This is a genomic window from Rathayibacter sp. AY1A2 (genome assembly GCF_002930935.1).
Classification (GTDB): Bacteria; Actinomycetota; Actinomycetes; order Actinomycetales; family Microbacteriaceae; genus Rathayibacter.
Genome location: NZ_PSTP01000001.1, coordinates 285,277 through 308,716, shown reverse-complemented (window position 1 = coordinate 308,716; position 23,440 = coordinate 285,277). Strand labels below are relative to the sequence as shown.

Genomic DNA, 23,440 nt, shown 5'->3' with positions numbered 1-23,440 from the left:
CCAGTGCTGGTCATCCGGCTCGCCCCCGTGCCTGACGGCGCGGCGCGATCGGATGTTCACATCGGCGGAAACCCACGACCCTGTGAGCGGTGAAACGAACTGGACTAGCCTGTCACGGGGATGAGCCCGAATCAAGAGTCCTGGATGGGATGTGCCTGTGACCGCTGACGCGAACGGGTCCCGCGGACCCCGCCCGACCGCCTCCCGGCCGCTCGGTCTGGTGGTGCTGATCGCGGTCCTGGCGCTCGAGACGCTCGCCGTGGCCGGGGTCGCGGCGTGGCTCGTGCTCGAGCTGCTGACGACCCGGGCCGACACGGTCGGCGGAGGGATCGCCATCGTCGTCCTCGCGCTGATCGCCGTGTGCTGGGCCGCCGCGACGACGCTCGGCGCCGTGCGACGGCGTGGCTGGATGCGCGCGTCGGCGCTGACGATCCAGCTGGTGATGATGGCCGTGGCGCTCGGCGCCTTCCAGGGCCAGTACGCCGTGCCCGACATCGGCTGGGCGCTGCTGGCGCCGGCCGTGGTGGCCGTCGTCGCGCTGTTCCTCCCGAGCGTGGTCGCCGCCACTCGTCGTGATCCGACCGTGTAGTCGGACGGCTGGCGCGCCGCCGCTCGCGGGTGCGACGCTGGAGGGACCCCCTCCTCGACACGGAAGCGACGCGCATGGACTCCACCCGACTCGGCTCCAGCGGCCTGCAGATCTCCTCGATCGTCCTCGGCTGCATGAGCTTCGGCGCTCCCGACCGCGGGGCCCACGGCTGGAGCATGGGCGAGGAGGAGTCGCGGACCTTTCTCCGGCGGGCGCTGGACCTGGGGATCACCACGTTCGACACGGCGGACGTCTACTCCGACGGCACGAGCGAGGAGTTCGTCGGCCGGGCGCTCGCGGACTTCGCGGTCCGCGAGGAGGTCGTGATCGCCACGAAGGTCCACGGGCGGATGCGCCCCGGCCCCAACGGCGGCGGCCTCTCGCGGCGGCACATCCTCAGCGCGATCGACGACAGCCTCCGACGTCTCGGCACGGACTACGTCGACCTCTACCAGATCCACCGCTGGGACCCCGAGACGCCGATCGAGGAGACGATGGAGACGCTCCACGACGTCGTCCGCTCGGGCAGGGCGCGCTACATCGGCGCCTCGAGCATGTGGGCGTGGCAGTTCGCGAAGGCGCAGTACACCGCGGATCTGGGCGGCTGGACGCGGTTCGTCTCGATGCAGGACCAGTACAACCTGATCCAGCGCGAGGACGAGCGCGAGCTGCACCCCTTCTGCGTCGACCAGGGAGTCGGCGTGATCCCGTGGTCGCCGCTCGCCCGGGGCCGGCTCACCCGCGACTGGGACGAGACCACGGCGCGCACCGAGACCGACGTCTTCGGCGGCACCCTCTACCGCCAGCAGGAGGAGGCCGACCGGCGGACCGTCGCGACCGTCGCACGCATCGCCGAGCAGCGCGGCGTGCCCCGTGCGCAGGTGGCGCTCGCCTGGGTCCGGCAGCAGGAGGCGGTCACTGCTCCGATCGTCGGAGCCACGAAGCTCAACCACCTCGACGACGCGGTCGCGTCGCTGGACGTGGAGCTGACCGCCGACGAGCTGGAGGCGCTGGGCGCCGACTACGCACCGCGCGCCAACGAGGGGTTCTGATCCGGCCGATGCGCCACCGCTGATCCGCCCGAGCGGTCTCCGCTACGCTTCCTCTCGAAGATGACGGAAGCTCGGAGCGGGAGGCGGCATGGCGAGGAGTGCCGGGGATCCGTTAGGGGCGCGCTACCGCCTGCTCGAGCGGATCGGCTCGGGTGCCGCGGGCGAGGTGTGGCGCGTCGCCGACGCGCAGGGGCCGGACCGCGCGGCGAAGCTCCTCCGCGATGAGCACGTGCACGACGCGGGCCTGGTCGAGCGGTTCGTCCGTGAGAGGTCGGTGCTCACCCGTCTGCGGCACCCGCACGTCGTGGAGGTGCTCGACCTCGTCGTGGAGGGGGAGACGCTCGGGATCGTGATGGAGCTCGTCGGCGGCGGATCGCTGCGGGAGCTGCTGCGGGACGAGGGCACCCTCCTGGCGGTCGATGCGCTGCCCGTGGCGGCCTCGATCCTCGACGCTCTCGCCGCCGCGCATGCGATCGGCACGGTCCACCGGGACGTGAAGCCCGACAACGTCCTGCTCGCGGAGAGTGCGGACGATGCGGGCTCCGCCGTCCGCGTCTCCGACTTCGGCATCGCTCACGTGGTCGCCGAGGGGCCGCGCGCGACGACGGGTGTCATCGGGACGCCGGAGTACCTCTCGCCCGAGATGCTCGCCACCGGAGCGGCCGGCCCGCCGAGCGACGTCTACTCGACGGGGATCCTGCTCTACGAGCTGCTGTGCGGCCGGACCCCCTTCGCGGGCCCCGGCGCCGACGTCGCGGTCGCCTACCGGCACGTCGCGATGCTCCCGCCGCCGCTGGATCTGCCGCCGCGGCTCGCGTCGCTCCTGGACCGGATGCTCGCGAAGGATCCGGCGTCGCGGCCGACGGCTGCGGAGGCGGGGGGGATCCTGCGACGCCTCTCCCCGGCGCTGGCCGGGCTGCCGGCGCTGCCGCTCGCGGCGGGCGCGGCGGAGTTCGAGGAGGCCGAGCGCCCGGGCACGGTCCTCCGCGGGATGGCGGTGGAGATGTCGTCGGAGCCGGTGGAGGAGGGGCCCGCTCCCGAGCTCGGCCCGTCGTCGCAGGCGACCGTGCTCCGCCCGGTGCCGCGCCGCGAGCTGCGCCTGGCGGAACGGCCGTTCGAGGCTCCTGCTCGGCGGGGGCGCGGCGGACGTCTGCGGATGATTCTCGCCGCCGTCGGCGCCGGCGTCCTGCTCATCGGGGCGGTGCTCCTCGCCGTCCAGCCGCGCGGCGGCGGAGCACGGGCCTCGGCACCGGATGCCGACCTGTCGGCCCGGCAGCAGGACCGGCCGCTGCCGACGGGCCTCGGAGTGACGCGATCGGCCACCTGGGACGCGGAGCGACGGGCCGTGGTCGTCGAGATCTCCTACTCCGCCCAGAGCGCGCCCCTCTCGGGGTCCTTCCTCGAGGTGCTGCCGGGCCCGGACGCCGCGGCGGCGTGCCCCGCGGCCAGCTGGTCCGGAGTGACGGCGGTGCGCAACCGGCCGAGCGTCACCGGAGTCGGGGTCGGCTGCGGTTGGAGCCTGACGGACCTGCACGTCCCGGCGCAGGGGATCGTCGACGTCACGGCGACCGTGCCGATCGCGGTGGCCGAGCAGAGCGCCCTGGACGGGTGGCTCGCGGCGGCCGCATCAGCGACGGCACAGGCGGTGGCCGACCCTGCGGTCACCGGGACGGCGTATCCCGTGCAGCGGCTGCGGGATGTGCGGATCGAGACTCCCGCGCGGACGGTCGGCCGGACCCCGCTGCCGGTGACGCTGGTGCCGGTCTGGCCGAGCGGGGCGGACCCCGTGAATCCCCTGCTGGCGACGCCGTCGTCCGCGCCGGCGAGCAGCATGCTCGACGCGATCGCGGGCGGAGTGGAGGGCGTGCGGTTCAGCGACGGTTGCGGCGGCGCGGTCGCCGTGTCGTCCGACGGGCTGACGGTGACCGCCCTCACGGTGACTCCGTCCTGCGAGCTGCGCGCCCGAGTGGGCGCGTTCTCGGACCTCTCGAGCAGTCCCTTCGCGATCACCACTCGCGAGTGAGTCGACCTCCCGCGCCAGTGTCGAGCCGTCGACGCCACGCGAGCCGTCTGTGCTGTCTTGCCTTCTACCATGACGAGACATCCTCATGAAACGTTGGTGGAGTGGGGAGCGGTCGGGACGGTCCCGTCCGCAGGGGTAGAAAGGTGTGATCCATGTCACGTGTTCTCTCGACCGACGAGGCGAAGTCCGCGATCCAGCAGATCCAGTCGATCGTCAACGGCGGCCTCGCCGATCAGATCAGCCGGCTCGACGCACAGGGGCGGACACTGTCCGACCCGAACGTCTGGGATGGTCCGCTGGCCTCGCAGTTCCGCTCGTCGACCTGGCCGGAGACGAAGTCGGCCCTCGAGAAGGCCAAGCAGGAGCTCGAGGAGCTGCGCGGCCAGCTGGCGACGATCTCGCAGAACATCTTCGCCGCCGGCGGAGGGAGCTGACCGGCCGTCCCGCCCCTGCGTGCTCCGGCGAGCGGGGGCGGGACGTGCTCGTCGTCTCCGCGCTCCTTCCTCCGCGCACCTCCATCGGTGCGTCTCGGAGTGATCGGAGCGCTCTCGAGGAGGACGCGCCGATCGACTCGGTGGCGGAGGCGCGATCACCCGCCCGAGGGCGCTGATCCGCCGCCGTCCGCCGGCGTCGGCGAGACCGACTGCACGAAGTGGATCTCGCCGTCGAGGCTGACGAAGCCCCGGCCCACCGTGGGCGGGACGGGGAAGCGCCGCGGGATCTGCGCGCCGAGGAGAGTGCCGTCGTTGTCGATGTCGGGCTGGAGCAGCAGCACGGAGCGGGAGGCCGCCGCCTTCTTCGTCCAGTTCCCGAAATGGCTGCGGAGCTCGCTCGACCGGCCGGCCAGCACGACGCAGAGTCCCGGGCGACCCGACGAGACCAGCCTCATCAGCGCCTGGTCGGTGTCGTCCCAGCGTTCGGCGTCGTCGAGAAGGAGCAGCACGGGGCCCTCCTCCGTCGACAGCGACGTGAGGAGGGTGCGGAGCTCCTCCGCGCCCACGGCGAGTCGGTCGAGGTCGGCGCCCCTGAGCGGGGAGCGTCGATCGCACACTCCCCAGACGGCGACCGAGCCGGCGGCCCGCGCCGCCTCGGCCAGGGCGAGCAGCACGGTCGACTTGCCCGATCGGGCGGGTCCGGCGATGACGACGTGCTCGCCCTCGAAGACCTGGAACGCCAGCGGGGCGAGGTCCGACTCGCCGAGGCCGATCGGGAGCAGCCACGGCTCGCGATCGAAGCGGGCCTCGATCCCGAGCGCGCTCACGGCGACCCTGTCGGGAAGCGTGCCGACCGTGCTCGTCCTGCCGCGCGCATCCGGCCAAGCGGCCGCGAGCTCGGCGATCGCGTCGTCGAGACCGGCCCTCGGAGTCGCGACCTGCGTCTGCAGGAGCGACGAGGTGAGAACGCAGCGCCCCGGCACTGCTGCCGGCGCCTGCACCGGCTTCACCCCGGCGGCGGCGTAGTCCTGCGGGTCGGCGAGGCGGAACAGCCACTTCTGCGTCGTGACCTCCTCCATCACCGAGGGGATCGCCCTCGCCCGGGTGCTCGTCACCGCGAAGTGCAGGCCGAGCTCCGGTCCGTCGGCGTAGGCGCGGGTGAACGCCTCCATCAGAGCCAGGCCCTCCCAGTCCTGGAACTCGTCCTTCAGAGTCGCGAGACCGTCGACGAGCACCAGCGCACGACGGTGGCCCCCGGGCGATGCTCGGCGCCGGCGCACCTCGTCGCGGAGGTGACGGAGGAACCGGGTCTGCTTCTCGTGGGATCCGCCACCTGCGCCGGCGTAGGAGACGGTGTGCGGGAGTCGCGCGAGCGGGGCGGAGTCGCGGCAACCGGCATCGAGGACGTAGAGGTCGAGCTCGTCCGGGGGGAAGTGGCGGGCGGCCGTCAGTGCGATCGACGCGAGCGCCGTGCTGGTGCCGCTGCCGGGGATGCCGATGAGGAGCAGGTTCCCCTCGCCCAGATCCCAGCCGGTCGGCGTCCGGCGCTGCCGGTCGGGGTCGTCCGAGAGTGCGACGTGCAGGACGTCGCCGACGACGCGACCGAGGTCGGACTCCTCCGCACCGAACCCGCTGAGGGCCACGGTGTCCTCGAGCGGCTCCGGCCAGATCGGGCGGGGAGGGCCGAAGCCCGAAGCGGCGTCCGCCTCGACCACCGCGTCGATCAGGAGGTCGAGATCGGTCGGGGCCGTCTCTTCGGCGGCGACCGGGGAGGGGCCCTCGACGGGGACGCCCGTGGGTCCGACCGGGCGGACCTCGATCGCCTCGACGGCCGGCGCCTCCGCGCGACCGGTGACCAGCGCCGTCTGGACGGGCGAGATGTCGTTCTGGCCCCGCTTCACGTACGCCCGGCCGGTCTGGGAGCGGGAGATCCCGGCCGCGCTCGCGACTCCGATCACGTCGGCGGAGTCGTCCCGGCTCTGCACCCGGAGGGCGACGCGGAGGTTGGTGTTGGCGAGGATGTCGTCGTTCACCACTCCGGCAGGACGCTGGGTGGCGAGGATCATGTGCACGCCGAGCGTCCTGCCGACCGCGGCGACGCTCACGAGGGACGTCAGGACGTCGGGATGCTCCTTCGCGAGAACGGCGAACTCGTCGACGACGAGCAGGAGCCGCGGCATCGGCTCCGGCGGCGAGGTGGCCCAGTACGCGTCGAGGTCGTCGACACCCTCGCCGGCGGCGGCGAAGAGCCGCTGACGACGCCGCATCTCGGCCTGGAGCGAGCGCAGCGCGCGGTCGGCGAGCTGGGCGTCGAGGTTGCTGATGGTGCCGATCGTGTGCGGGAGCCGCTCGCAGGACGCGAACGCTGCACCTCCCTTGAAGTCGATGAGCACGAAGGTGAGGCGAGTCGGATCGTTCCAGGCCGCGAGGCCGGCCACGAAGGAGCGCAGGAACTCGCTCTTGCCCGAGCCCGTGGTGCCGCCGACCAGGCCGTGCGGGCCGTCGGCGACGAGATCGACCACGAGCGGACCGTGCTCGGACGAGCCGACGGGCGCGCGCACGCCCCGGGCGCTCGACCACCACCGCCGGACGTCCGCGGCGGTCGGACGATCGGCGCCCAGGAGCGGCGGCAGCCGCACGAGCGCGGAGAGGGCCGCCCCCGCGGTGACGAGCTCCGGGTCCTCGAAGCGCGCCAGGTCGCGCGCACAGCGCTCGGCCGTGGAGGAGGCGAGACCGGCGAGCACCACGTCCTCGACGGTGATCCGCTCGTCGGGCCGGGAGAGGACCGCCGAGGCGTCCGCTCCGACCCGGACGACGACCGTGCAGGAGGCGGGGAGCTGCTCCTCCGACGCCGCGAGGACGAGGCCGGAGATCCGGGTCGCCGCCTCGCGCTCGCCGCGGCCGAGTCCGAGGAGTTCGCGCGCCGGAGCGGCGCGTCCCTCGGTCAGCACGTCGGAGTCGAGCACCAGGAGCACGCGCGGCGAGTCCTCGTCGCGGAGGGCGCGGAGGAGCTCGGAGCTGCGGTCGCGCCGGTCGGAGAGGCGGCGTCCACCCCCGGGCAGACGTGTGTGGGGGAGCCAGGAGGCCCAGCTCCAGTCGGAGTCCCGTCGCCGGTCGCAGAACACCCCGATCGCCAGGTCGGCCGGACCGCAGTGGACCGCCGCCTGGCAGAGCAGGCTCCTCGCCAGAGCGAGGCCGCCCTCGCGGTCGCCGACGATCCCGACGACGCCCGAGTCCGCGAGATCGATGGACACCGGCGCGCTCGGGACGACGCTCACCGCGAGGATCGCGCGCACCTCCTCCTCGAGCCGCGGCACTCCGCGCTGATCGAGCGGGGGAGACCACGGGACGTCGCCGACGCCGATGTGCAGGCGGAGCACATCGGCGGAGGTCGCGCGCCGCTGCCACAGCGACGTGGCGGGCAGCGCCGCCCGGCGGATCGTCGTCGCCGGGTCGGGCGCGTCCTCCTCGAGGCGGGCCCGTTCGACACGCGCGGAACGGGCGATGGCGTCGCGGAGCGTCTGCAGCGCCTCGCCGTAGCGCTGCTCCTCGGACCGGGTCGCTCGGGCGTGCCGGTGCCGCTGCTCGAACCACATGCCCACCCCAGCCACGGGGCTGAGCGCGGCGAAGAGGGCGTAGCGCGCATCGCCCATGATGAGGACCATCGCGAAGGCGAGGACGAGCGGCGCGGCGACGGTGATCACGCTGAAGGTCGTGGCGGAGGCGATCTCGAGGCGGGCCGGCGGGACGACCGCCTCGCCGGCCGCCGGACGTCCCGGTCGCGGCGGCCGGTTGAAGGGCACGGTCGCCGTCGCGGTGACGTTGTCCGTGCTCCCCGGCTCGGGCGCGAGGAGCTCGGGAGGCGCGGGGCGCAGTCGGAGAGCCGCCCCACCGGCGATCACGACCGCGGCGTCGGAGACGAGGACCCCGTCCCCCGTCGCGGAGACGCCGTCGACCAGAGTGCCGTTGGTGCTGTCGGCGTCGCGCACCCGCAGGCCGTCGCCCTCGCGGGTCACCGAGAAGTGCTCCCAGGAGGCGCTCGCCGTGTCGAGGACGACGTCGGCGTGCGGGGAGCGGCCCACGATCAGCGCACGGCCCCGCGGGATCTCGACCACGGCTCCCGCGCCGAGACCGCCCGACAGCACGGCCGTCCACCCGCGGGCCGTGGCAGGTCGGGGCAGGGGGGAGCGGGCGATCCGCGTTCCCTCGAGCAGCAGCAGATCGGCCAGCCGGGTCTCCACAGGATGCAGGGCGGTGTCGACGGCGAGGGCCGTCCCGGGCGGGAGGCGGTGCCCGGTGGCGGTGGCGATCAGCTCGCCGAGTGTCACGGAGTCGCGGTGGCGGCCGAGGTCGATGTCGGAGCGGGTGCCGTCGAGGTCGAGGAGGAGTCGCACCGGGGGCTCACGGTCGGGGCTGTCCGGCGAACCAGAGCAGCGGCGGGTCGGCGGGCCGCAGGCCGAGACGCTGCGGCGAGGAGTGGAGGGGGAGTGCCGGGGCGTCCAGAGCGTGCGCGGCGCCGAAGTCGAGCGGCGGACCGGCGAGCCCGTCCGTCGGTCCGATCGTGGATCCCCGGAATGCGGCGGCGACCGCCGAGGGTTCCCTGCTGCCTGCGACGGCCGCGGCTCGCACGAGCGCCACGACGGCGTCGTGGCTGGGGGCGTCCGCGACCGCGGCGAGATCGCGGAACGCGCGGTCGCCGAGGAGGGTCGCCCGCGCGGCATCGTCGGCGGTCATCCGCACGGCCCCCAGGAACGCGGAGGCCGCGCGTCCGCGCTCGTCGCCGCGGAGGGCGACCGCGTCGCCGGAATCCGTGCCGATCGTCGTCAGATCTCCCGAGAGGGTGCCTCCGGCCGCGGCCAGGGCGGGAGTGAAGGCGGGGCTCAGCGCGTCGGGCGTGAGCAGGATCGGGACGGACGCCCCCGCCGCCTGCAGAGCGGCGACCGCCGTCGCCTGCGCCGCGGCGGGGCCGGACACGACGACGCGCTCGACCGCCGGCTCGCCCTCGAGGTGCGGGCGGGCGGCGGTGATGATCACGTCCGCGGTGGCGCCGGGATCGGCGGTCACCGTCGCGGCGGGCGAGAGACCGGTCGGGGTGCCTCCACCGGTGTCGACGAGGAGTACCCGGGCGCCTCCGCCGGCCTCCTCCACGAGTGCCGCGTCGGTCGAGGCGGTGTCGGGTCCGAGGGACCAGACGCCGTCGCCGGGCAGGGCGGGGTCGCCTCCGTACGGGAGGACGGCCGCTGTCCCCGCTGCCCGAGCGGCGTCCACGGCCGCAGCGGTGTGGGTGCCGTGGGTCGCGAGGACGAGGCCGGACACGCCCTGGCCCGTCAGCTCCTCGACGGCGGCGCGGGCACCCTCGGGCGTCCCGTGGTCGTCGACGGCGACGAGACCGATCTCGCAGCCGCCCATCGCTGACCGGTGCGCTGCGACGACGGCACCGTTCGCCGCGTCCTTCCACTCCGCGCCCTCGCCCGGAGCCGAGCTGAGCGAGACCACCACCCCGAGCGTCAGCTGCTCGGGCACCCGGGCGCACGAGAAGCCGACCGGGAGAGCGGCGACCTCCGTCATCGGGGCGGACTGCGGGGGCAGGAGGGAGACGAGGGCACCGCTGACGCCGAGGAGGGCGACGGCGCCGCCGATCAGCATCGGGCTCCGTCGGGCGGTGCGGGGGTGCTGCGCCTCGCGCCTGCCCAGGCGGGTCATCGCTCGTCCCCGATACGGAAGGAGTAGACCGTCCGGGTCCGCGTGCCCTCGGGCAGGTCGAGGTGGAACGCGGGAAGCTCATCCCCGGCGCGGAGGGAGGCCCGCTCCTGGGCCTGCGCCAGCAGGATGCCCGAGACGTCCTCGGATCGCACCGCGGCGTAGCCCCGTGCGCTCTGCGAGGCGAGGGCGAGCTGCACGTCGGCGGTGCCGACCTTCGCGGCACTCGTGGTCATCGATCCGAGCAGGCCGGAGCCGCCGACCGTCCGGTCACCGAGGTCCAGGAGCACCTTGTGCAGATCGGCTGCGAGGAGCGCGGCGGCCGCGTCGGTGTCGCGGGTCGAGGCGTCGATCGTCGTCGCGATGCCGGCCAGGGAGGCGCGCGTCCGCTCGGAGACGGCCCCGCCGATCCGGGCCTCCGCGGTGCGGAGAGCCCGGTGCCCGGCGTCCACCGTCGCTGCACCGTCGGAGCGGATGCCGGAGGAGGCCGTGCGCAGGCTCGAGACCGACCGGTCGAACATCGCGACGACCGCGTCGGCGTCGGCGCCGGAGCGCGTCGAGATCCGCCGCACCTGCTCGTCGAGGAGTGCGGTGACCGCGGATGCGGCTGCCGTGTCCGCCTCGGCGAACGCCTTCTGGATCGCCGGTGCGAGAGCGTCCTGCTGGGCACCGAGAGCGTCGATGCGGGTGCCGAGGGCGTCGCGCTGAGCGGTCAGCGCGTCGACGCCGGTGCGGAGGGAGGCGAGCAGGCCGGTGAGGCGCGTGTCGTCCGAGCCGGCCGTCGTGCCGGCCTCGGCCACGCCTCCGCGGACCGTGGCGAGCGCGGCGCGCAGGGCGGCGAGGTCGGCGCTAGCGCCGGTGCTGCCGACGGTGGAGGCGACGGCGGTCCACGCGTGGACCTGGTCGCTCAGCCGATCGGCCAGGGGGGCCGGATAGCCGTCGGGAGCGTCGAGGCGGCCCGTGCCGGAGCAGGGCGTCGCGGTCAGGTAGGCGCGGAGCTCCTCGACGGAGCCCCGGGTCACCTCCACGGGTGCGCGCGTCGGGCGCCCGGTCGGCGTGGGTGCGGCAGCAGGGGACTGTGTCGCCGGCGACAGCTCGCAGAGCCGATCGGCCAGCTCCTGGTTCTGCGCCGACAGCGACCCCGTGCTGGTCGGCGTGCCGAGCTCGTCCAGGGCGGTCGTGGCGGCGGTGCCGACCGAGGCGACCGTCGTCTCCAGGCCCGCGGTGTCCGCGTCGAGCTCGTCCAGCGTCGCCGACAGGGCGGCGAGTGCCCGGGTGACGGATCCCTCCGGGTCGGCCAGGGTGTCCACCGAGGCCGACGCGGCGTCCACCCTGCTCGCGAGGGCGGCGAACCCGGCCTGCACGCCGTCCATCAGCTCCGGCTGCAGGGAGTCGACGAGGTCCTGCCCGCGATCGAGCATCCCGAGCAGCACGGTGTCGACGGCGGCTCCGGAGGCGGCGAGGGAGCAGGTGGTCGAGGGTGCCTTGCAGGTCTCGGCGGAGGGCTGTGCCGGCCCCGCGGCAGCACGGACAGCCGCGACGACCTCGTCGCGGCAGGACTCGGCCGCCGCTCCGTACGCGTCGAGCTCGGCCGTGAGCCGCAGCAGCTCGGAGTGGATCGAGCCGGAGCGGCCGCCGTCGACGGCGACTCCGCATCCGCTGCCCGAGACCGTCGGCGGCGGCACCGCGGCCGATGTATCGCCCAGCAGGGCGTCCACCGCGTCGATCGCCTCGGACAGCTGCGCCAGCAGGCCGGACTCGGTGCCCGAGACCGTCGACGACAGCTGCGCCCGGAGCGCGCCGAGCTGCCCGGAGAGGCTCTGCATCGAGGCCGCCGTCGAGGCGGCGCCGGCCCGCAGCTCCTCGGCCGTGCGGACACCGAGAGTCTCGGAGGTCGCGTCGAGCGAGGCCCGCACCTCGGCGACGGTGGTGCCGGCCTGCGTCAGCAGGTCGTCCACCGCGGTGACGACCTCGATCGTGCGGCGCTCGAGGGCGAGCGGCGAGGCGTCGGAGGAGTCGAACGCGGCGCCCAGCGCCCCCTCGGTGGTCGGGTCGGTGCTCAGGCCGGGCTGGACCGCCAGGTCGAAGGCGGGGACGGCGAAGTCGGCGACGTCGGCGACGAGGGTCAGCGTCGCCGTCGCGCCACCGCCCGGGGGAGCGAGGAGAGCGGCCCACTGGACGACGGCGTCTCCGTGCTCGTCACGGCTGAGCACGCCGTTGGTGACGGCCCCCGACTCGCTCTCGGTGACGACGCGACTCGGCGAGACGCCCGGCAGGACCGCGGAGGCTGCGATCGTCAGCGGAGCGCCGACGAGTGCACTGCGGCGGGCTGCACGACCGGCCGCGTCGAACGCGACCTCCTCGGGTCGGACCGTCAGGTTCTCCACCGCGAGCGAGATCTCGATCCGACCCGAGCGCCCGGCGAGGTCGGCCGGATCGGTGCCCGAGGCGTCGGCGGTACGCCACGAGGGCCGCACACGGACCGGCAGGTCGGCGGCGACCTCGGGGGGATCGTAGACGGTGGTGGTCGCCGAGGTGTCGGACGGGTCGTCGCCGACGGCGAGGGCCGTCCCCTCGATCGCACGGACACCCCCGTCGAACGAGACGGCGACGGACACCGCCTGCAGCACCCTGGCGGCGGTGAGCGCCGGCTCCGGTGGCGTGCAGCCCGCCAGTACAGCGGCCACGACCGCGATCGCCGCTGCGGCCGTCGTCCTGCGAGCATTCGAGCGCACCCTGACCACCCCTCGTCCCGACGGGGCACCGGGCGGTGCCGCTCACGTCGACATGAGAGATGCTCGCATACGAGCGGAACCCCGAGAGCCGGTGGCGCACGATGACCTGCACCGCGCGCCCCGGGGTCAGACGAGCTTCAGCTTCTTGCGGAGCGCCTGCACGTGCCCGGTCGCCCGGACGCCGTACTGCGCGAACTCGAGCGCTCCCTCGGCTCCGACGACGAACGTCGAGCGCAGCACGCCGACGACGGTCTTGCCGTAGAGGCTCTTCTCGCCCCACACCGCGTACGCGCGGTGCACGGTCATGTCGGGGTCGCTCAGCAGCGGGTACGCGATGCCCTGGGCGTCGGCCCAGCGGCGCAGCGCCTCCGGGGCGTCCCGCGAGATCCCGAGGACCTCGTAGCCGGAGTCGCGGAGGGACGCCGCGTTGTCGCGGAAGTCGCAGGCCTCCGTGGTGCAGCCGGGGGTGTCGGCCTCGGGGTAGAAGAACAGGATGACGCGCCGTCCGCGGTAGTCCGCGAGCGAGACGGGCTCGCCGTCCTGGTTCGGCAGCGTGAACTCCGGAGCGGAGTCGCCGGCGGCGAGGCGCGCCTCGGCGGGGAGGGGGGAGAGGTCGGTCATCGTCTGCTTCCGTCGGTCGTGGCGAAGGTGGTCAGGAGGCGCTGGAGCGAGTCGAGGCGCTCCGGTCCGCTGGCGCCCAGCAGTCCGCCCTCGACCGCCTCGATGATGGCGCAGTCGGGGGAGTCGGGCAGGTGCGTGCAGCCGCGCGGGCAGTCCCGGGCGATCACGGCGAGGGTCGTGAACGCGCCGAGGATGTTGTCGGTGTTCACGTGGCCGAGTCCGAACGAGCGGACGCCGGGGGTGTCGATCACCCAGCCGTGCCGGTCGCCGCGCTCCACGCGCAGCGAGACGGTGGAGGACGAGGTGTGCCGGCCGCGGCCCGTCACGGTGTTCACGCGCCCGATGGCCCGGTGCGCGTCCGGGACGAGCTTGTTCACGAGGGTGGACTTGCCGACTCCGGAGTGCCCGACGACCACGGTCTCGTGGCCGAGGAGGGCGTCGGCGATCTCGTCGACCGGCGGCTCGTCCTGGCTCGAGAGGAACACGCGGAGGTCGAGCCCCTCGAAGTTGCGGAGGAACGGGGCCGGGTCCGCGAGGTCGGTCTTGGTGATGCAGAGCATCGGAGTGATCCCGGCGTCGAAGGCGGCGACGAGGTAGCGGTCGACCAGCCGGGTCCGGGGCTCGGGGTCGGCGGCGGCCACCACGCAGAGCATCTGGTCGGCGTTGGCGACGATCACGCGCTCGATCGCGTCGGTGTCGTCGGCGCTGCGGCGGAGGAGGGTCGACCGCTCGCGGATGCGGACGATGCGGGCGAGCGTCCCCTCGTCGCCGCTGGAGTCCCCGACCACGTCGACGCGGTCGCCGGCCACGATCGCCTGGCGCCGCAGCTCGCGGGCCCGGGCCGCCGTGAACTCGTGCTCCTCGGGCGTCCCGTCGCCGATCATCACCGTGTAGCGACCCCGGTCGACGCCGAGCACCATCGCGATCTCGGCGTCCTCGTAGGCGGGCCTGTTCTTGGTCCGGGGCTTCGTGCCCTTCGGGTTCGGGCGCACCCGCGCGTCCGACTCGTCGTACCCGTCGAAGTCGTCGAGAGCACCGTCGGCGTCGAGGCCGCTGTCCGTCCACCACGACACGGGTCAGACCGATCCGGCGAGGGTCGTCCACAGCTCCGGGAACTGCGGGAGGGTCTTCGCTGTCGTCGCGACGTCCTCGATCACCACGCCGGGGACCACGAGGCCGATCAGAGCGCCGGCGTGGGCCATGCGGTGGTCGGAGTAGGTGCGCCAGCGGCCGCCGTGGAGCTCGGCCGGCTCGATGCGCAGACCGTCCTCGAGCTCCGTGACCCGGCCGCCGAGGCCGGTGATCTCGGCGGCGAGGGCGGCGAGGCGGTCCGTCTCGTGGTGGCGGATGTGGCCGATCCCGGTCAGGGTGCTGGGAGTGGAGGCCAGCGCGGCGAGGGCGGCGAGGGCGGGGGCGAGCTCGCCTCCCTCCGACAGGTCGAGGTCCACGCCCAGGATCTCGTCGCCGCCGGTGACCACGAGGTCCTCGCCGTCGCGCTCGACGCGGGCGCCGAACAGCGGCAGGATCCGCTCGAGGTGCGCCCCGACCTGCGTGGTGACGGCCGGCCAGTGGCGAAGCCGGACGCGGCCGCCCGTGACGAGGGCCGCAGCGAGGAACGGCGCGGCGTTCGAGAGGTCGGGCTCGATCAGCACGTCGGCGCCGGCGATGGGCTGCGGCGCGACGGTCCACTCGCCGTCGGCGGGCGTGCCGACCTCGACGCCCCGTGCCGCCAGCGCGGCGACGGTCATGTCGATGTGGGGCCGGGAGGGGACGGCGCTGCCCTCGTGGCGCAGGTGCAGTCCCTCCTCGAAGCGGGCGCCGGCCAGCAGGAGCGCCGAGACGAACTGGCTCGACCGCGAGGCGTCGACGACGACGTCGCCGCCCCGGACGGCCCCGGAGCCGTGGACGGTGAAGGGGAGCGCGCCGCGGCCGTCGTCGGCGACGTCGACGCCGAGCGCGCGGAGGGAGGCGATCGTCGCCCCCATCGGCCGCTTCGCCGCGTACGCGTCGCCGTCGAAGGTGGTGGGGCCGAGCGCGAGGCCGGCCAGCGGCGGGACGAAGCGCATCACGGTGCCCGCGAGCCCGCAGTCGATCGTCGTCGAGCCGAGCAGCTCCTCCGCGGGCTCCACGACCAGGTCGGCGCCGAAGCCGCCGGTCGAGCCGGACTCCCGGATCGTGGTGCCGAGCGAGCGCAGCGCCTCGATCATCAGGGCGCTGTCGCGGGAGTGCAGCGGCGCCCGCAGCGTGGAGGGTCCGTCCGCCAGAGCGGCGAGCACCAGCTCCCGGTTGGTCAGCGACTTGGAGCCGGGCAGGCCGACCTCGGCGTCGAGAGCGCCGGCCGCGAGGGGTGCGGGCCAGGCGTCGTCGCCGGGGAGCGCACGGGCGTCGCCGTACGGATCGAACTCGGGGGCGGAATAACGCGAGAAGACCATCGGTTGTCAGGATAGTCGGCGCGCAGGGCGTCGTCAGGAGCGTGACGGAGGCGGAGCATGACGGCAGCACCCCCGGTCCTCCGGAGCAGCAGGCCCGTCGCCCGAAGGCGCCCTCGCGCCGCAACCCCGGTCGTCCGCCGTGCCGCCGCTCTAGAATCGCTCGTGATGACTCGCGACGACGAACCCCGCACCACCCCCGCCGACGAGGCTCCCGAGCCCGCCGACGCGGAGCAGACGATCGTGGAGACCGTCGAGGAGTCGCTGGACGACGCCCCGGTCGAGGCTCCCGTCGATCTCCGCTCCCTCTTCGAGCAGCAGGCGCTGCCCTTCATCGACCAGCTCTACGCGGCCGGTCTGCGGATGACGAAGAACCCCTCCGACGCGCAGGACCTCGTGCAGGAGACGTTCGCGAAGGCGTTCGGCGCATTCCGCCAGTTCGAGCAGGGCACCAACCTGAAGGCCTGGCTCTACCGCATCCTCACGAACACGTTCATCAACTCGTACCGCAAGAAGCAGCGCGAGCCCTACCAGAGCGCGATCGACGAGCTCGAGGACTGGCAGCTGGGCGGCGCCGAGTCGACCACGGCCACTTCCAGCCGCTCGGCCGAGGCGGAGGCGATCGACCACCTCCCCGACACCGCGGTGAAGGAGGCGCTCCAGGCGATCCCGGAGGACTTCCGGCTCGCCGTCTACTTCGCCGATGTCGAAGGCTTCTCCTACCAGGAGATCGCGGACATCATGAAGACCCCCGTCGGGACCGTCATGAGCCGGCTGCACCGCGGCCGGCGCATGCTGCGCGAACGACTCACCGACTACGCACGCGAGCGCGGATTCCGCGCCGCATTCACTTCCGGGAGCACGAAATGACCGACAGCGGCTGCACGAAGGCGAAGGCCGAGCTCGAGGAGTACCTCCACAACGAGCTGTGCAAGGAGGACGCCGCCGACATCCGCGAGCACATGGCGGGATGCGTCGACTGCGCCGACGAGGCGAAGGTCGGCGTGGTGCTCACGGTCGCCGTGCAGCGGGCGTGCAAGGAGACGGCGCCGGAGGACCTCCGCGCCCAGGTGCTCGGCATGCTCCGCGACGAGCACGCCGCGCACTCCCAGGCGCCCGCCCGCCTCTAGGCGCCGCACGACCCGGGGAGCCCCGGCCGTTCGAGACCTCCCGCGCACCGCGGGCCCTCGAAGGGCCGGGGCTCCGTCGTGTCCGGCGGCCTCCAGGCGCCGTGGCACCCGCACGTCGCGCGCGCTCCTGCCGGTCTCTGCGGGCCTGCGGTCAGGCACGGTCCGCCCGCAACGCGACGGGCCCGCCGGAACACGAGGTTCCGACGGGCCCGACCGCGTCGTGCGGACCGCGGGTCAGCGGGTGAGCGCCCGCGACAGCAGGTCGGCCTGCTCGGAGGCGTGCCGCTTGGCCGAGCCGGCCGCGGGGGAGGCCGCGGACGGGCGCGAGACCACGCGCATGGACCGGCCCAGCTTCGGAGCGACCTCGAGGGCCATGAACGGCCAGGCGCCCTGGTTCTCGGGCTCGTCCTGCACCCAGACGAGCTCCGCGTCCGGGTAGCGCTCGGCGATGCCGCGCAGCTCCTCGATCGGCGCCGGGTAGTACTGCTCGACCCGGACCAGCGCGATGCCGTCGTCGGGCTTCTTCTCGAGCTCCGCCTTGAGGTCGTAGTGGACCTTGCCGGCGTGGAGCAGGACGCGCTTCACGGCGGAGGCGTCCTGGATCCGCGCATCGTCGATCACCGGTTGGAAGCGGCCCGAGGTGAAGTCCTCGACCGGGCTCGAGGCTCCGCGCAGGCGCAGCATCGCCTTCGGGGTGAAGACGATCAGCGGTCGGCGGGGCCGGGAGTATGCCTGGCGGCGCAGCAGGTGGAAGTAGGACGCCGGCGTCGACGGGCGCGCGACGGTCATGTTCCGCTCCGCGCACATCTGCAGGTAGCGCTCGATCCGGGCCGACGAGTGGTCGGGGCCCTGGCCCTCGTAGCCGTGCGGGAGCAGGAGAACGAGCGACGAGCGCTGGCCCCACTTCTGCTCGGCGGAGGAGATGAACTCGTCGATCACGATCTGGGCGCCGTTCGCGAAGTCGCCGAACTGCGCCTCCCACAGCACGAGCGAGTCGGGCCGCTCCACCGAGTAGCCGTACTCGAACGCCATCGCCGCGTACTCCGAAAGCAGCGAGTCGTAGATCCAGAGCCGGGCCTGCTGCTCGGACAGGTTCATCAGCGGCAGCCACTCCTGGCCGTTCTCGCGGTCGTGGAGGACAGCGTGGCGCTGGACGAAGGTCCCGCGGCGCGTGTCCTGGCCGACGAGGCGCACCGGGGTGTCCTCGAGCAGCAGCGAGCCGAGCGCGAGCAGCTCGCCGAAGGCCCAGTCGATGGAGCCGGAGCGGCTCATCTCCTGGCGCTTCGCCAGCAGCTGCTGGAGCTTGGGGTGCACGGTGAAGCCCTCGGGCGGCGTCGTGAACGCGTCGCCGATGCGGGTGACGACCTCGGTCTTCACGCCGGTCACCTCGGGCTCGCCCGGGTAGTCCTCGCCCTGCTGCGCGTCGGGCAGCTCGAGGTCGGCCACGGAGTCGCCGTCGGCGGTGATCACGGGGATCGCGCCGGTCTGCGCGGCGTGGGTCTCGGCGAACGCGCGCTCCAGGCGGTCCTGGAAGTCCTGGTGGGCGCGGTCGTACTCCTCCTCGGTGATGTCGCCGCGGCCGACAAGCGCCTCGGTGTACAGCTTGCGGACCGAGCGCTTGGCCTCGATCAGGCTGTACATCAGCGGCTGGGTCATCGAGGGGTCGTCGCCCTCGTTGTGCCCGCGCCGGCGGTAGCAGATCAGGTCGATGACCACGTCGCGGTGGAATCGCTGGCGGTACTCGAACGCGAGCTGCCCGACATGGACGACCGCCTCGGGGTCGTCGCCGTTCACGTGGAAGATCGGCGCCTGGATCGTCTTCGCGCCGTCGGTCGAGTAGATCGAGGTGCGGGCCTCGTGAGGGGGAGTCGTGAACCCGACCTGGTTGTTGATGTTGATGTGGATCGTGCCGCCGGTGCGGTACGCGCGCAGCTGCGACATCTGCAGGGTCTCGACCACCACGCCCTGGCCCGCCATCGCGGCGTCGCCGTGCACGAGGATCGGCAGCGTGGTGAAGGTGCCGATGGGCTTGCGGTCCTGCTTGGCGCGGACGATGCCCTCGAGCACGCCGTTCACGGCCTCGAGGTGCGAGGGGTTCGCCGCCAGGTAGACCGGGATCTCCTCACCCGCGGCGCCGCGGAAGGTGCCCTCGGTGCCGAGGTGGTACTTCACGTCTCCGGAGCCCTGGACCGTGCGCGGGTCCTGGGTGCCCTCGAACTCGCGGAAGATCTGGCCGTAGGTCTTGCCGGCGATGTTGGTCAGCACGTTCAGGCGGCCGCGGTGGGCCATGCCGATCGCGACCTCGTCGAGGTGCTCGTCGGCCGCGCCCTGCAGGACGGCGTCGAGCAGCGCGATGAGCGACTCCCCGCCCTCGAGCGAGAAGCGCTTCTGGCCCACGTACTTGGTCTGCAGGAAGGTCTCGAAGGCCTCGGCCTCGTTGAGCTTGCCCAGGATGCGCAGCTGCTCGTCGTGGCCCGGCTTCTCGTAGCCGCGCTCGAGCTTCTGCTGCATCCAGGCGCGCTGCTCCGGGTCCTGGATGTGCATGTACTCGACGCCGACGGTGCGGCAGTACGAGTCGCGGAGGATCCCGAGGATGTCGCGCAGCTTGAGCTGGCGCTTGCCGCCGAAGCCGTCCGTGACGAACTCGCGGTCGAGGTCCCAGAAGGTGAGGCCGTGGCTCTCGATGGCGAGGTCGGGGTGCGAGCGCTGCACGTACTCCAGCGGGTCGACGTCGGCCATCAGGTGCCCGCGGACGCGGAACGAGTTGATGAGCTCCTGCACGCGGGCGGTCTTGGAGACGCGCTCGGCGAGGTCGACGGCGATGTCCGTCGACCAGTGGATCGGGTCGTAGGGGATGCGCAGCGCGGCGAAGATGTCCTCGTAGAAGCCGCGGCCGCCGAGCAGGAGCTCGTGCACGATCTTGAGGAACTCGCCCGAGCCGGCGCCCTGGATGACGCGGTGGTCGTAGGTCGAGGTCAGGGTGATGGTCTTGCCGATGCCCAGCTCGACCAGCGTCTTCTCGGACGCGCCCTGGAACTCCGCCGGGTACTCGAGGGCGCCGGCTCCGATGATGCAGCCCTGGCCCTTCATCAGGCGGGGGACGGAGTGGACCGTGCCGATGCCGCCGGGGTTCGTCAGCGAGAGCGTGGTGCCCGCGAAGTCGCCGGCGACGAGCTTGTTGCCGCGCGCGCGCTTGACCAGGTCCTCGTAGGCCGAGAGGTAGGCCGTGAAGCTGAGCGTGTCGGCGCGCTTGATGCTCGGCACGAGCAGGGCGCGCGTGCCGTCGGGCTTGGGCATGTCGATCGCGATGCCGAGGTTGACGTGCGCCGGGGCGACGACCGCGGGCTTGCCGTCGACCTCGTCGTAGAACACGTTCTGGCTCGGGAAGTCCTTGAGCGCGCGGATGAGCGCCCAGCCGATCAGGTGCGTGAACGAGACCTTGCCGCCGCGGGTGCGGCGCAGGTGGTTGTTGATGACGATGCGGTTGTCGATCATCAGCTTCGCCGGGATCGTGCGGACGCTCGTCGCGGTGGGGATGCTGAGGCTGGCGTCCATGTTGGTCGCGAGGCTCTTCGCCATGCCGCGGAGCGGGGTGACGACGTCCTCGTCCGGCGTCGAGTCCTCGGCGGAGGGCTTGCTCACCGGAGCGTCGGCCGGGATCGGCTGCGCCTTCGGCTGCTTCGACGTGGTGCGGGAGGCGGGGGTCGACTCGGAGGAGGAGGCCGCGGCGGGATGGGTCACGGCGCCTCCGCCGCTCGACGAGACGCGTTCGGCGGCAGCGGCGGGCTTCGAGGCGGCGGGCGCGGGGGCCGCGGCGGGAGCCGGAGCCGGAGCGTCCTTGCCGGAGTTCGCGAGCTGGGCGCCGTAGCGCTCCAGGATGGGCCACCAGGACTCGTCCACCGAGGCGCGGTCGGCGCTGTACTGCTCGTACAGCTCCTCCACGAGCCACTCGTTGGCTCCGAAGTCCTCCGCGCCCTGCTCTGTTCCTGCTCCGGTCAACTGGCTCGACACAGCCGATCGCCCACTCTCTCCGTTGATTCGTCCTCGATCATCCGGACGGGCCCGTCGCATCCCTCGGCGCCTGCCACCGCGGCGGAGGAGGTCGTCCTCGCACCAGCGGGAACCGGTGCCGTCGCCTGGTCCCGTCCCGGTCGCCAAGCCTAGCCCCGTTCCCTGCACGGCCGACCCGGGGCCGCGCCGGAGTAGCGTTTCCCCCATGCGTTTCTCCGGCGGAAGACCCTCAGGCGACCTCACCTACTCGGACGTCTTCCTCGTCCCCGGCCGCTCGTCGGTGACGAGCCGCCTCGACGTCTCGCTCGCCCCGGGCGACGGCACCGGGGCGACGATCCCCGTCGTCTCCTCCAACATGAACTCGGTCACCGGTCAGCGCCTCGCAGCGACGCTCGCGCGCCGGGGCGGGCTCGGCGTCCTCCCGCAGGACATGCCCCTGCAGGCGCTGGACGCCGCGATCCGCTGGGTGAAGCGCCAGCCGGTCGCCTTCTCCGGCGCCCTCACCGCCTCGCCGGCGACGACCGTGGAGGAGGCGCTGCGCATCCTGCCGGCCGTCGCCGGCCACGGCTTCGTGGTGCAGGAGGAGGGCGGCGCGATCCTCGGCTGCGTCCCGGCCGCGCGCCTGGCGACCGCGCTGCCGGACGCGCGCCTGGGCGACCTGGTGCACTCCGCCACCCCCTCGATCGACGCCGACGACGTGCCCACCGCGCGGGCCGCCTTCGACCTCATGGTGGCCGCCGACCTCGACTTCGCCCCCGTGCTGCACCACGGCGCCCTGGTCGGCACGCTGTCGCGCACCGGCGCCCTCCGCTCCACCGTCTACGACCCGGCGCTCGACGCGGACGGGCGTCTGCGCGTCGCGGCGGCGATCGGCATCAACGGCGACGTCGAGGCGAAGGCGCGCGCGCTCGTCTCCGCGGGCGTCGACGTCCTCGTCCTCGACACCGCGCACGGCCATCAGGAGGGGATGCTCCGGGCGCTCCGGACGGTCTCCGCGCTCGATCTCGGAGTGCCGATCGCGGCGGGCAACGTCGTCACGGCCGACGCGGTGCACGACCTCGTCGACGCGGGAGCGGACATCCTCAAGGTCGGCGTCGGCCCCGGCGCGATGTGCACCACGCGGATGATGACCGCGGTCGGCCGACCGCAGTTCTCGGCCGTCCTCGAGACGGCCGAGCGCGCGCACGAGCTGGGCGCCCACGTCTGGGCGGACGGCGGGGTGCGCTACCCGCGCGACGTCGCCCTCGCGCTGGCCGCGGGCGCCGCCTCCGTGATGATCGGCTCCTGGTTCGCCGGCACGATCGAGGCGCCGGGGGAGCTGCGCAGCGACGCGGTCGGCCGGGTCTACAAGGAGAGCTGGGGCATGGCCTCGGCCAAGGCGGTGCAGGAGCGCTTCGACCGCCTCGACGCCTACGAGCTCGCCCGCAAGCGCCTCTTCGCCGAGGGCATCTCCTCCTCCACCATCTACCTCGACCCGTTGCGGCCCTCGGTCGAGGACCTGCTCGACATGATCACCTCGGGGGTCCGCTCGTCCTTCACCTACGCCGGCGCCCGGAGCGTGGCCGACTTCCACGAGCGGGCGCACGTGGGCCTGCAGTCGGCCGCGGGCTACGAGGAGGGCAAGGCGCTGCCGGTCAGCTGGTGAGCGGGCGCCGCGTGCTAGAACCGAGCCCATGACCATCGTCGACAACGCCGTGTACGTCGACGGCCGCCGCATCCGGAACCCCGACTCGCTCGAGGACACCTTCGAGCTGATGCGCGACGAGCACGGCATGGCCTGGATCGGCCTCTACCGCCCGACGCGCGAGGAGGTCGAGGCAGTCGCCGAGGAGTTCGGGCTGCATCCGCTCGCTGTCGAGGACGCGCTCAGCGGGCACCAGCGGGCCAAGCTCGAGCGCTACGACGACGGGCTCTTCGTCGTGCTGCGGCCGGCGCGCTACGCGGACGCCGCCGAGACGGTCGTCTTCGGCGAGCTGCACGTCTTCGTCGGCCCCGACTTCGTGGTCACCATCCGGCACGCCGACTCCCCGGACCTCGCCCGCGTGCGCCGCCGCCTGGAGGAGGATCCGGCCCTCCTCGCCCGCGGGCCCGAAGCGGTGCTCTACGCGATCCTCGACCAGGTCGTCGACGAGTACGCGCCGGTGGTGTTCGGCGTCCAGGGCGACGTGGACGAGATCGAGGACCAGCTCTTCGGCGACGGCTCGGACGACGGGCTCTCGGAGCGCATCTACCGGCTCTCGCGCGAGGTCATCCACTTCCAGCGCTCGGTGCAGCCGCTGACCGCCCTGCTGCACGAGCTGCTGCAGGAGTCGACGCCCGTGGAGGGGGAGCCCTCGCCCTCGCCGGAGCGGATCGAGCTGCGCCGCTCCCTCCGCGACGTGCTCGACCACACCATCCGCGTGACGGAGGCGGTCGACTCCCTGCGCGCGATCCTCGACAAGGCGCTCACGGTGCACTCGACGCTCGTCTCGCGCCGGCAGACCGAGACCGGGCTCGCCCAGAACGACGTGGTCCGCAAGATCTCCTCGTGGGCGGCGATCCTCTTCGCCCCGACGCTCGTGGCCGGCATCTACGGGATGAACTTCGACGACATGCCGGAGCTGCACTGGCGGCTCGGCTACCCCTGGGCGCTGGGCCTGATGGTGCTGTTCGGCTTCGCGCTCTACGCGGTGTTCAAGCGGAAGAAGTGGCTCTGAGCCGCCGCGTCGGAGCACGC

The 23,440-nt window shown here is 73.4% G+C and carries 15 protein-coding genes; 8 read left to right on the top strand and 7 right to left on the bottom strand.

All coding sequences use genetic code 11. The annotated features are described in order from the left end of the window. Positions 1-157 precede the first annotated feature (157 nt). The 4 genes from C5B93_RS01395 to C5B93_RS01380 all read left to right on the top strand — a co-directional run bounded on the left by C5B93_RS01395 (position 158) and on the right by C5B93_RS01380 (position 4,098). On the top strand, positions 158-589 hold the full coding sequence (locus tag C5B93_RS01395) for a hypothetical protein (RefSeq protein ID WP_104291595.1): 432 nt from the start codon (positions 158-160) through the stop codon (positions 587-589). Between the two features lie 74 nt (positions 590-663). Then, positions 664-1,641 carry an aldo/keto reductase gene (locus tag C5B93_RS01390; RefSeq protein ID WP_104291594.1) on the top strand — a complete coding sequence of 326 codons (978 nt, stop codon included), beginning with the start codon at positions 664-666 and terminating at the stop codon, positions 1,639-1,641. An 88-nt stretch (positions 1,642-1,729) separates the two neighbouring features. After that, entirely contained in the window at positions 1,730-3,664 is a 1,935-nt protein-coding gene (locus C5B93_RS01385; RefSeq protein ID WP_104291593.1) for a serine/threonine-protein kinase, read from the top strand. A gap of 152 nt (positions 3,665-3,816) precedes the next feature. Further along, positions 3,817-4,098: a pyrophosphorylase gene (locus C5B93_RS01380; RefSeq protein ID WP_104291592.1), complete on the top strand. Its 282-nt coding sequence runs from the start codon at positions 3,817-3,819 to the stop codon at positions 4,096-4,098. 155 nt (positions 4,099-4,253) lie between these two features. Here C5B93_RS01380 and C5B93_RS01375 read toward each other — a convergent pair whose 3' ends face one another. From C5B93_RS01375 to aroA, 6 genes are all read right to left on the bottom strand, one after another. Continuing rightward, a complete protein-coding gene (locus C5B93_RS01375) occupies positions 4,254-8,492 on the bottom strand; it encodes an FtsK/SpoIIIE domain-containing protein (RefSeq protein WP_104291591.1) in 4,239 nt (1,412 codons plus the stop codon). A gap of 7 nt (positions 8,493-8,499) precedes the next feature. Next, positions 8,500-9,801 carry a hypothetical protein gene (locus C5B93_RS01370; protein WP_146078408.1) on the bottom strand — a complete coding sequence of 434 codons (1,302 nt, stop codon included), beginning with the start codon at positions 9,799-9,801 and terminating at the stop codon, positions 8,500-8,502. Then, positions 9,798-12,533: a hypothetical protein gene (locus tag C5B93_RS01365; protein ID WP_146078407.1), complete on the bottom strand. Its 2,736-nt coding sequence runs from the start codon at positions 12,531-12,533 to the stop codon at positions 9,798-9,800. Before C5B93_RS01365 ends, C5B93_RS01370 begins: the two co-directional genes overlap by 4 nt. 126 nt (positions 12,534-12,659) lie before the next feature. Beyond that, the gene (gene bcp / locus C5B93_RS01360; protein WP_104232788.1) at positions 12,660-13,154 is read right to left on the bottom strand and encodes a thioredoxin-dependent thiol peroxidase; all 495 of its coding nucleotides are present in this window, start codon (positions 13,152-13,154) and stop codon (positions 12,660-12,662) included. Continuing rightward, positions 13,151-14,227, bottom strand: coding sequence for a ribosome small subunit-dependent GTPase A (rsgA, locus tag C5B93_RS01355; protein ID WP_104224119.1), 1,077 nt, complete (start codon positions 14,225-14,227; stop codon positions 13,151-13,153). The genes bcp and rsgA overlap by 4 nt, the downstream gene beginning before the upstream one ends. A gap of 3 nt (positions 14,228-14,230) precedes the next feature. After that, positions 14,231-15,586, bottom strand: coding sequence for a 3-phosphoshikimate 1-carboxyvinyltransferase (gene aroA / locus C5B93_RS01350; protein ID WP_104225496.1), 1,356 nt, complete (start codon positions 15,584-15,586; stop codon positions 14,231-14,233). Positions 15,587-15,751: 165 nt separating this feature from the next. Between aroA and C5B93_RS01345 the strand changes: the two genes are divergently transcribed. Then, positions 15,752-16,453: a sigma-70 family RNA polymerase sigma factor gene (locus tag C5B93_RS01345; RefSeq protein WP_104224117.1), complete on the top strand. Its 702-nt coding sequence runs from the start codon at positions 15,752-15,754 to the stop codon at positions 16,451-16,453. Next, complete coding sequence (locus C5B93_RS01340) at positions 16,450-16,713, top strand: zf-HC2 domain-containing protein (protein WP_104224116.1); 264 nt, start codon at positions 16,450-16,452, stop codon at positions 16,711-16,713. The genes C5B93_RS01345 and C5B93_RS01340 overlap by 4 nt, the downstream gene beginning before the upstream one ends. A 234-nt stretch (positions 16,714-16,947) precedes the next feature. Here C5B93_RS01340 and C5B93_RS01335 read toward each other — a convergent pair whose 3' ends face one another. Continuing rightward, positions 16,948-20,724, bottom strand: coding sequence for a multifunctional oxoglutarate decarboxylase/oxoglutarate dehydrogenase thiamine pyrophosphate-binding subunit/dihydrolipoyllysine-residue succinyltransferase subunit (locus tag C5B93_RS01335; protein WP_181068290.1), 3,777 nt, complete (start codon positions 20,722-20,724; stop codon positions 16,948-16,950). A 205-nt stretch (positions 20,725-20,929) separates the two neighbouring features. On the opposite strand from C5B93_RS01335, the gene C5B93_RS01330 reads away from it, so the two are divergent. Together C5B93_RS01330 and corA are read left to right on the top strand one after the other, a co-directional pair. Next, positions 20,930-22,369: a GuaB1 family IMP dehydrogenase-related protein gene (locus C5B93_RS01330; protein ID WP_104291588.1), complete on the top strand. Its 1,440-nt coding sequence runs from the start codon at positions 20,930-20,932 to the stop codon at positions 22,367-22,369. Between the two features lie 28 nt (positions 22,370-22,397). Beyond that, positions 22,398-23,420, top strand: a complete 1,023-nt coding sequence (corA, locus tag C5B93_RS01325) for a magnesium/cobalt transporter CorA (protein ID WP_104291587.1) — start codon at positions 22,398-22,400, stop codon at positions 23,418-23,420. Positions 23,421-23,440: the final 20 nt, after the last annotated feature.

What these genes read in the sequence shown, in the direction of transcription:
- C5B93_RS01385 (WP_104291593.1), top strand. Translation starts at nt 1,730, where the DNA reads ATGGCGAGGAGTGCCGGGGATCCGTTAGGGGCGCGCTACCGCCTGCTC.
- corA (WP_104291587.1), top strand. Translation starts at nt 22,398, where the DNA reads ATGACCATCGTCGACAACGCCGTGTACGTCGACGGCCGCCGCATCCGG.
- C5B93_RS01330 (WP_104291588.1), top strand. Translation starts at nt 20,930, where the DNA reads ATGCGTTTCTCCGGCGGAAGACCCTCAGGCGACCTCACCTACTCGGAC.
- aroA (WP_104225496.1), bottom strand. Translation starts at nt 15,586, where the DNA reads ATGGTCTTCTCGCGTTATTCCGCCCCCGAGTTCGATCCGTACGGCGAC.
- C5B93_RS01345 (WP_104224117.1), top strand. Translation starts at nt 15,752, where the DNA reads ATGACTCGCGACGACGAACCCCGCACCACCCCCGCCGACGAGGCTCCC.
- C5B93_RS01340 (WP_104224116.1), top strand. Translation starts at nt 16,450, where the DNA reads ATGACCGACAGCGGCTGCACGAAGGCGAAGGCCGAGCTCGAGGAGTAC.
- C5B93_RS01390 (WP_104291594.1), top strand. Translation starts at nt 664, where the DNA reads ATGGACTCCACCCGACTCGGCTCCAGCGGCCTGCAGATCTCCTCGATC.
- C5B93_RS01380 (WP_104291592.1), top strand. Translation starts at nt 3,817, where the DNA reads ATGTCACGTGTTCTCTCGACCGACGAGGCGAAGTCCGCGATCCAGCAG.
- C5B93_RS01370 (WP_146078408.1), bottom strand. Translation starts at nt 9,801, where the DNA reads ATGACCCGCCTGGGCAGGCGCGAGGCGCAGCACCCCCGCACCGCCCGA.
- bcp (WP_104232788.1), bottom strand. Translation starts at nt 13,154, where the DNA reads ATGACCGACCTCTCCCCCCTCCCCGCCGAGGCGCGCCTCGCCGCCGGC.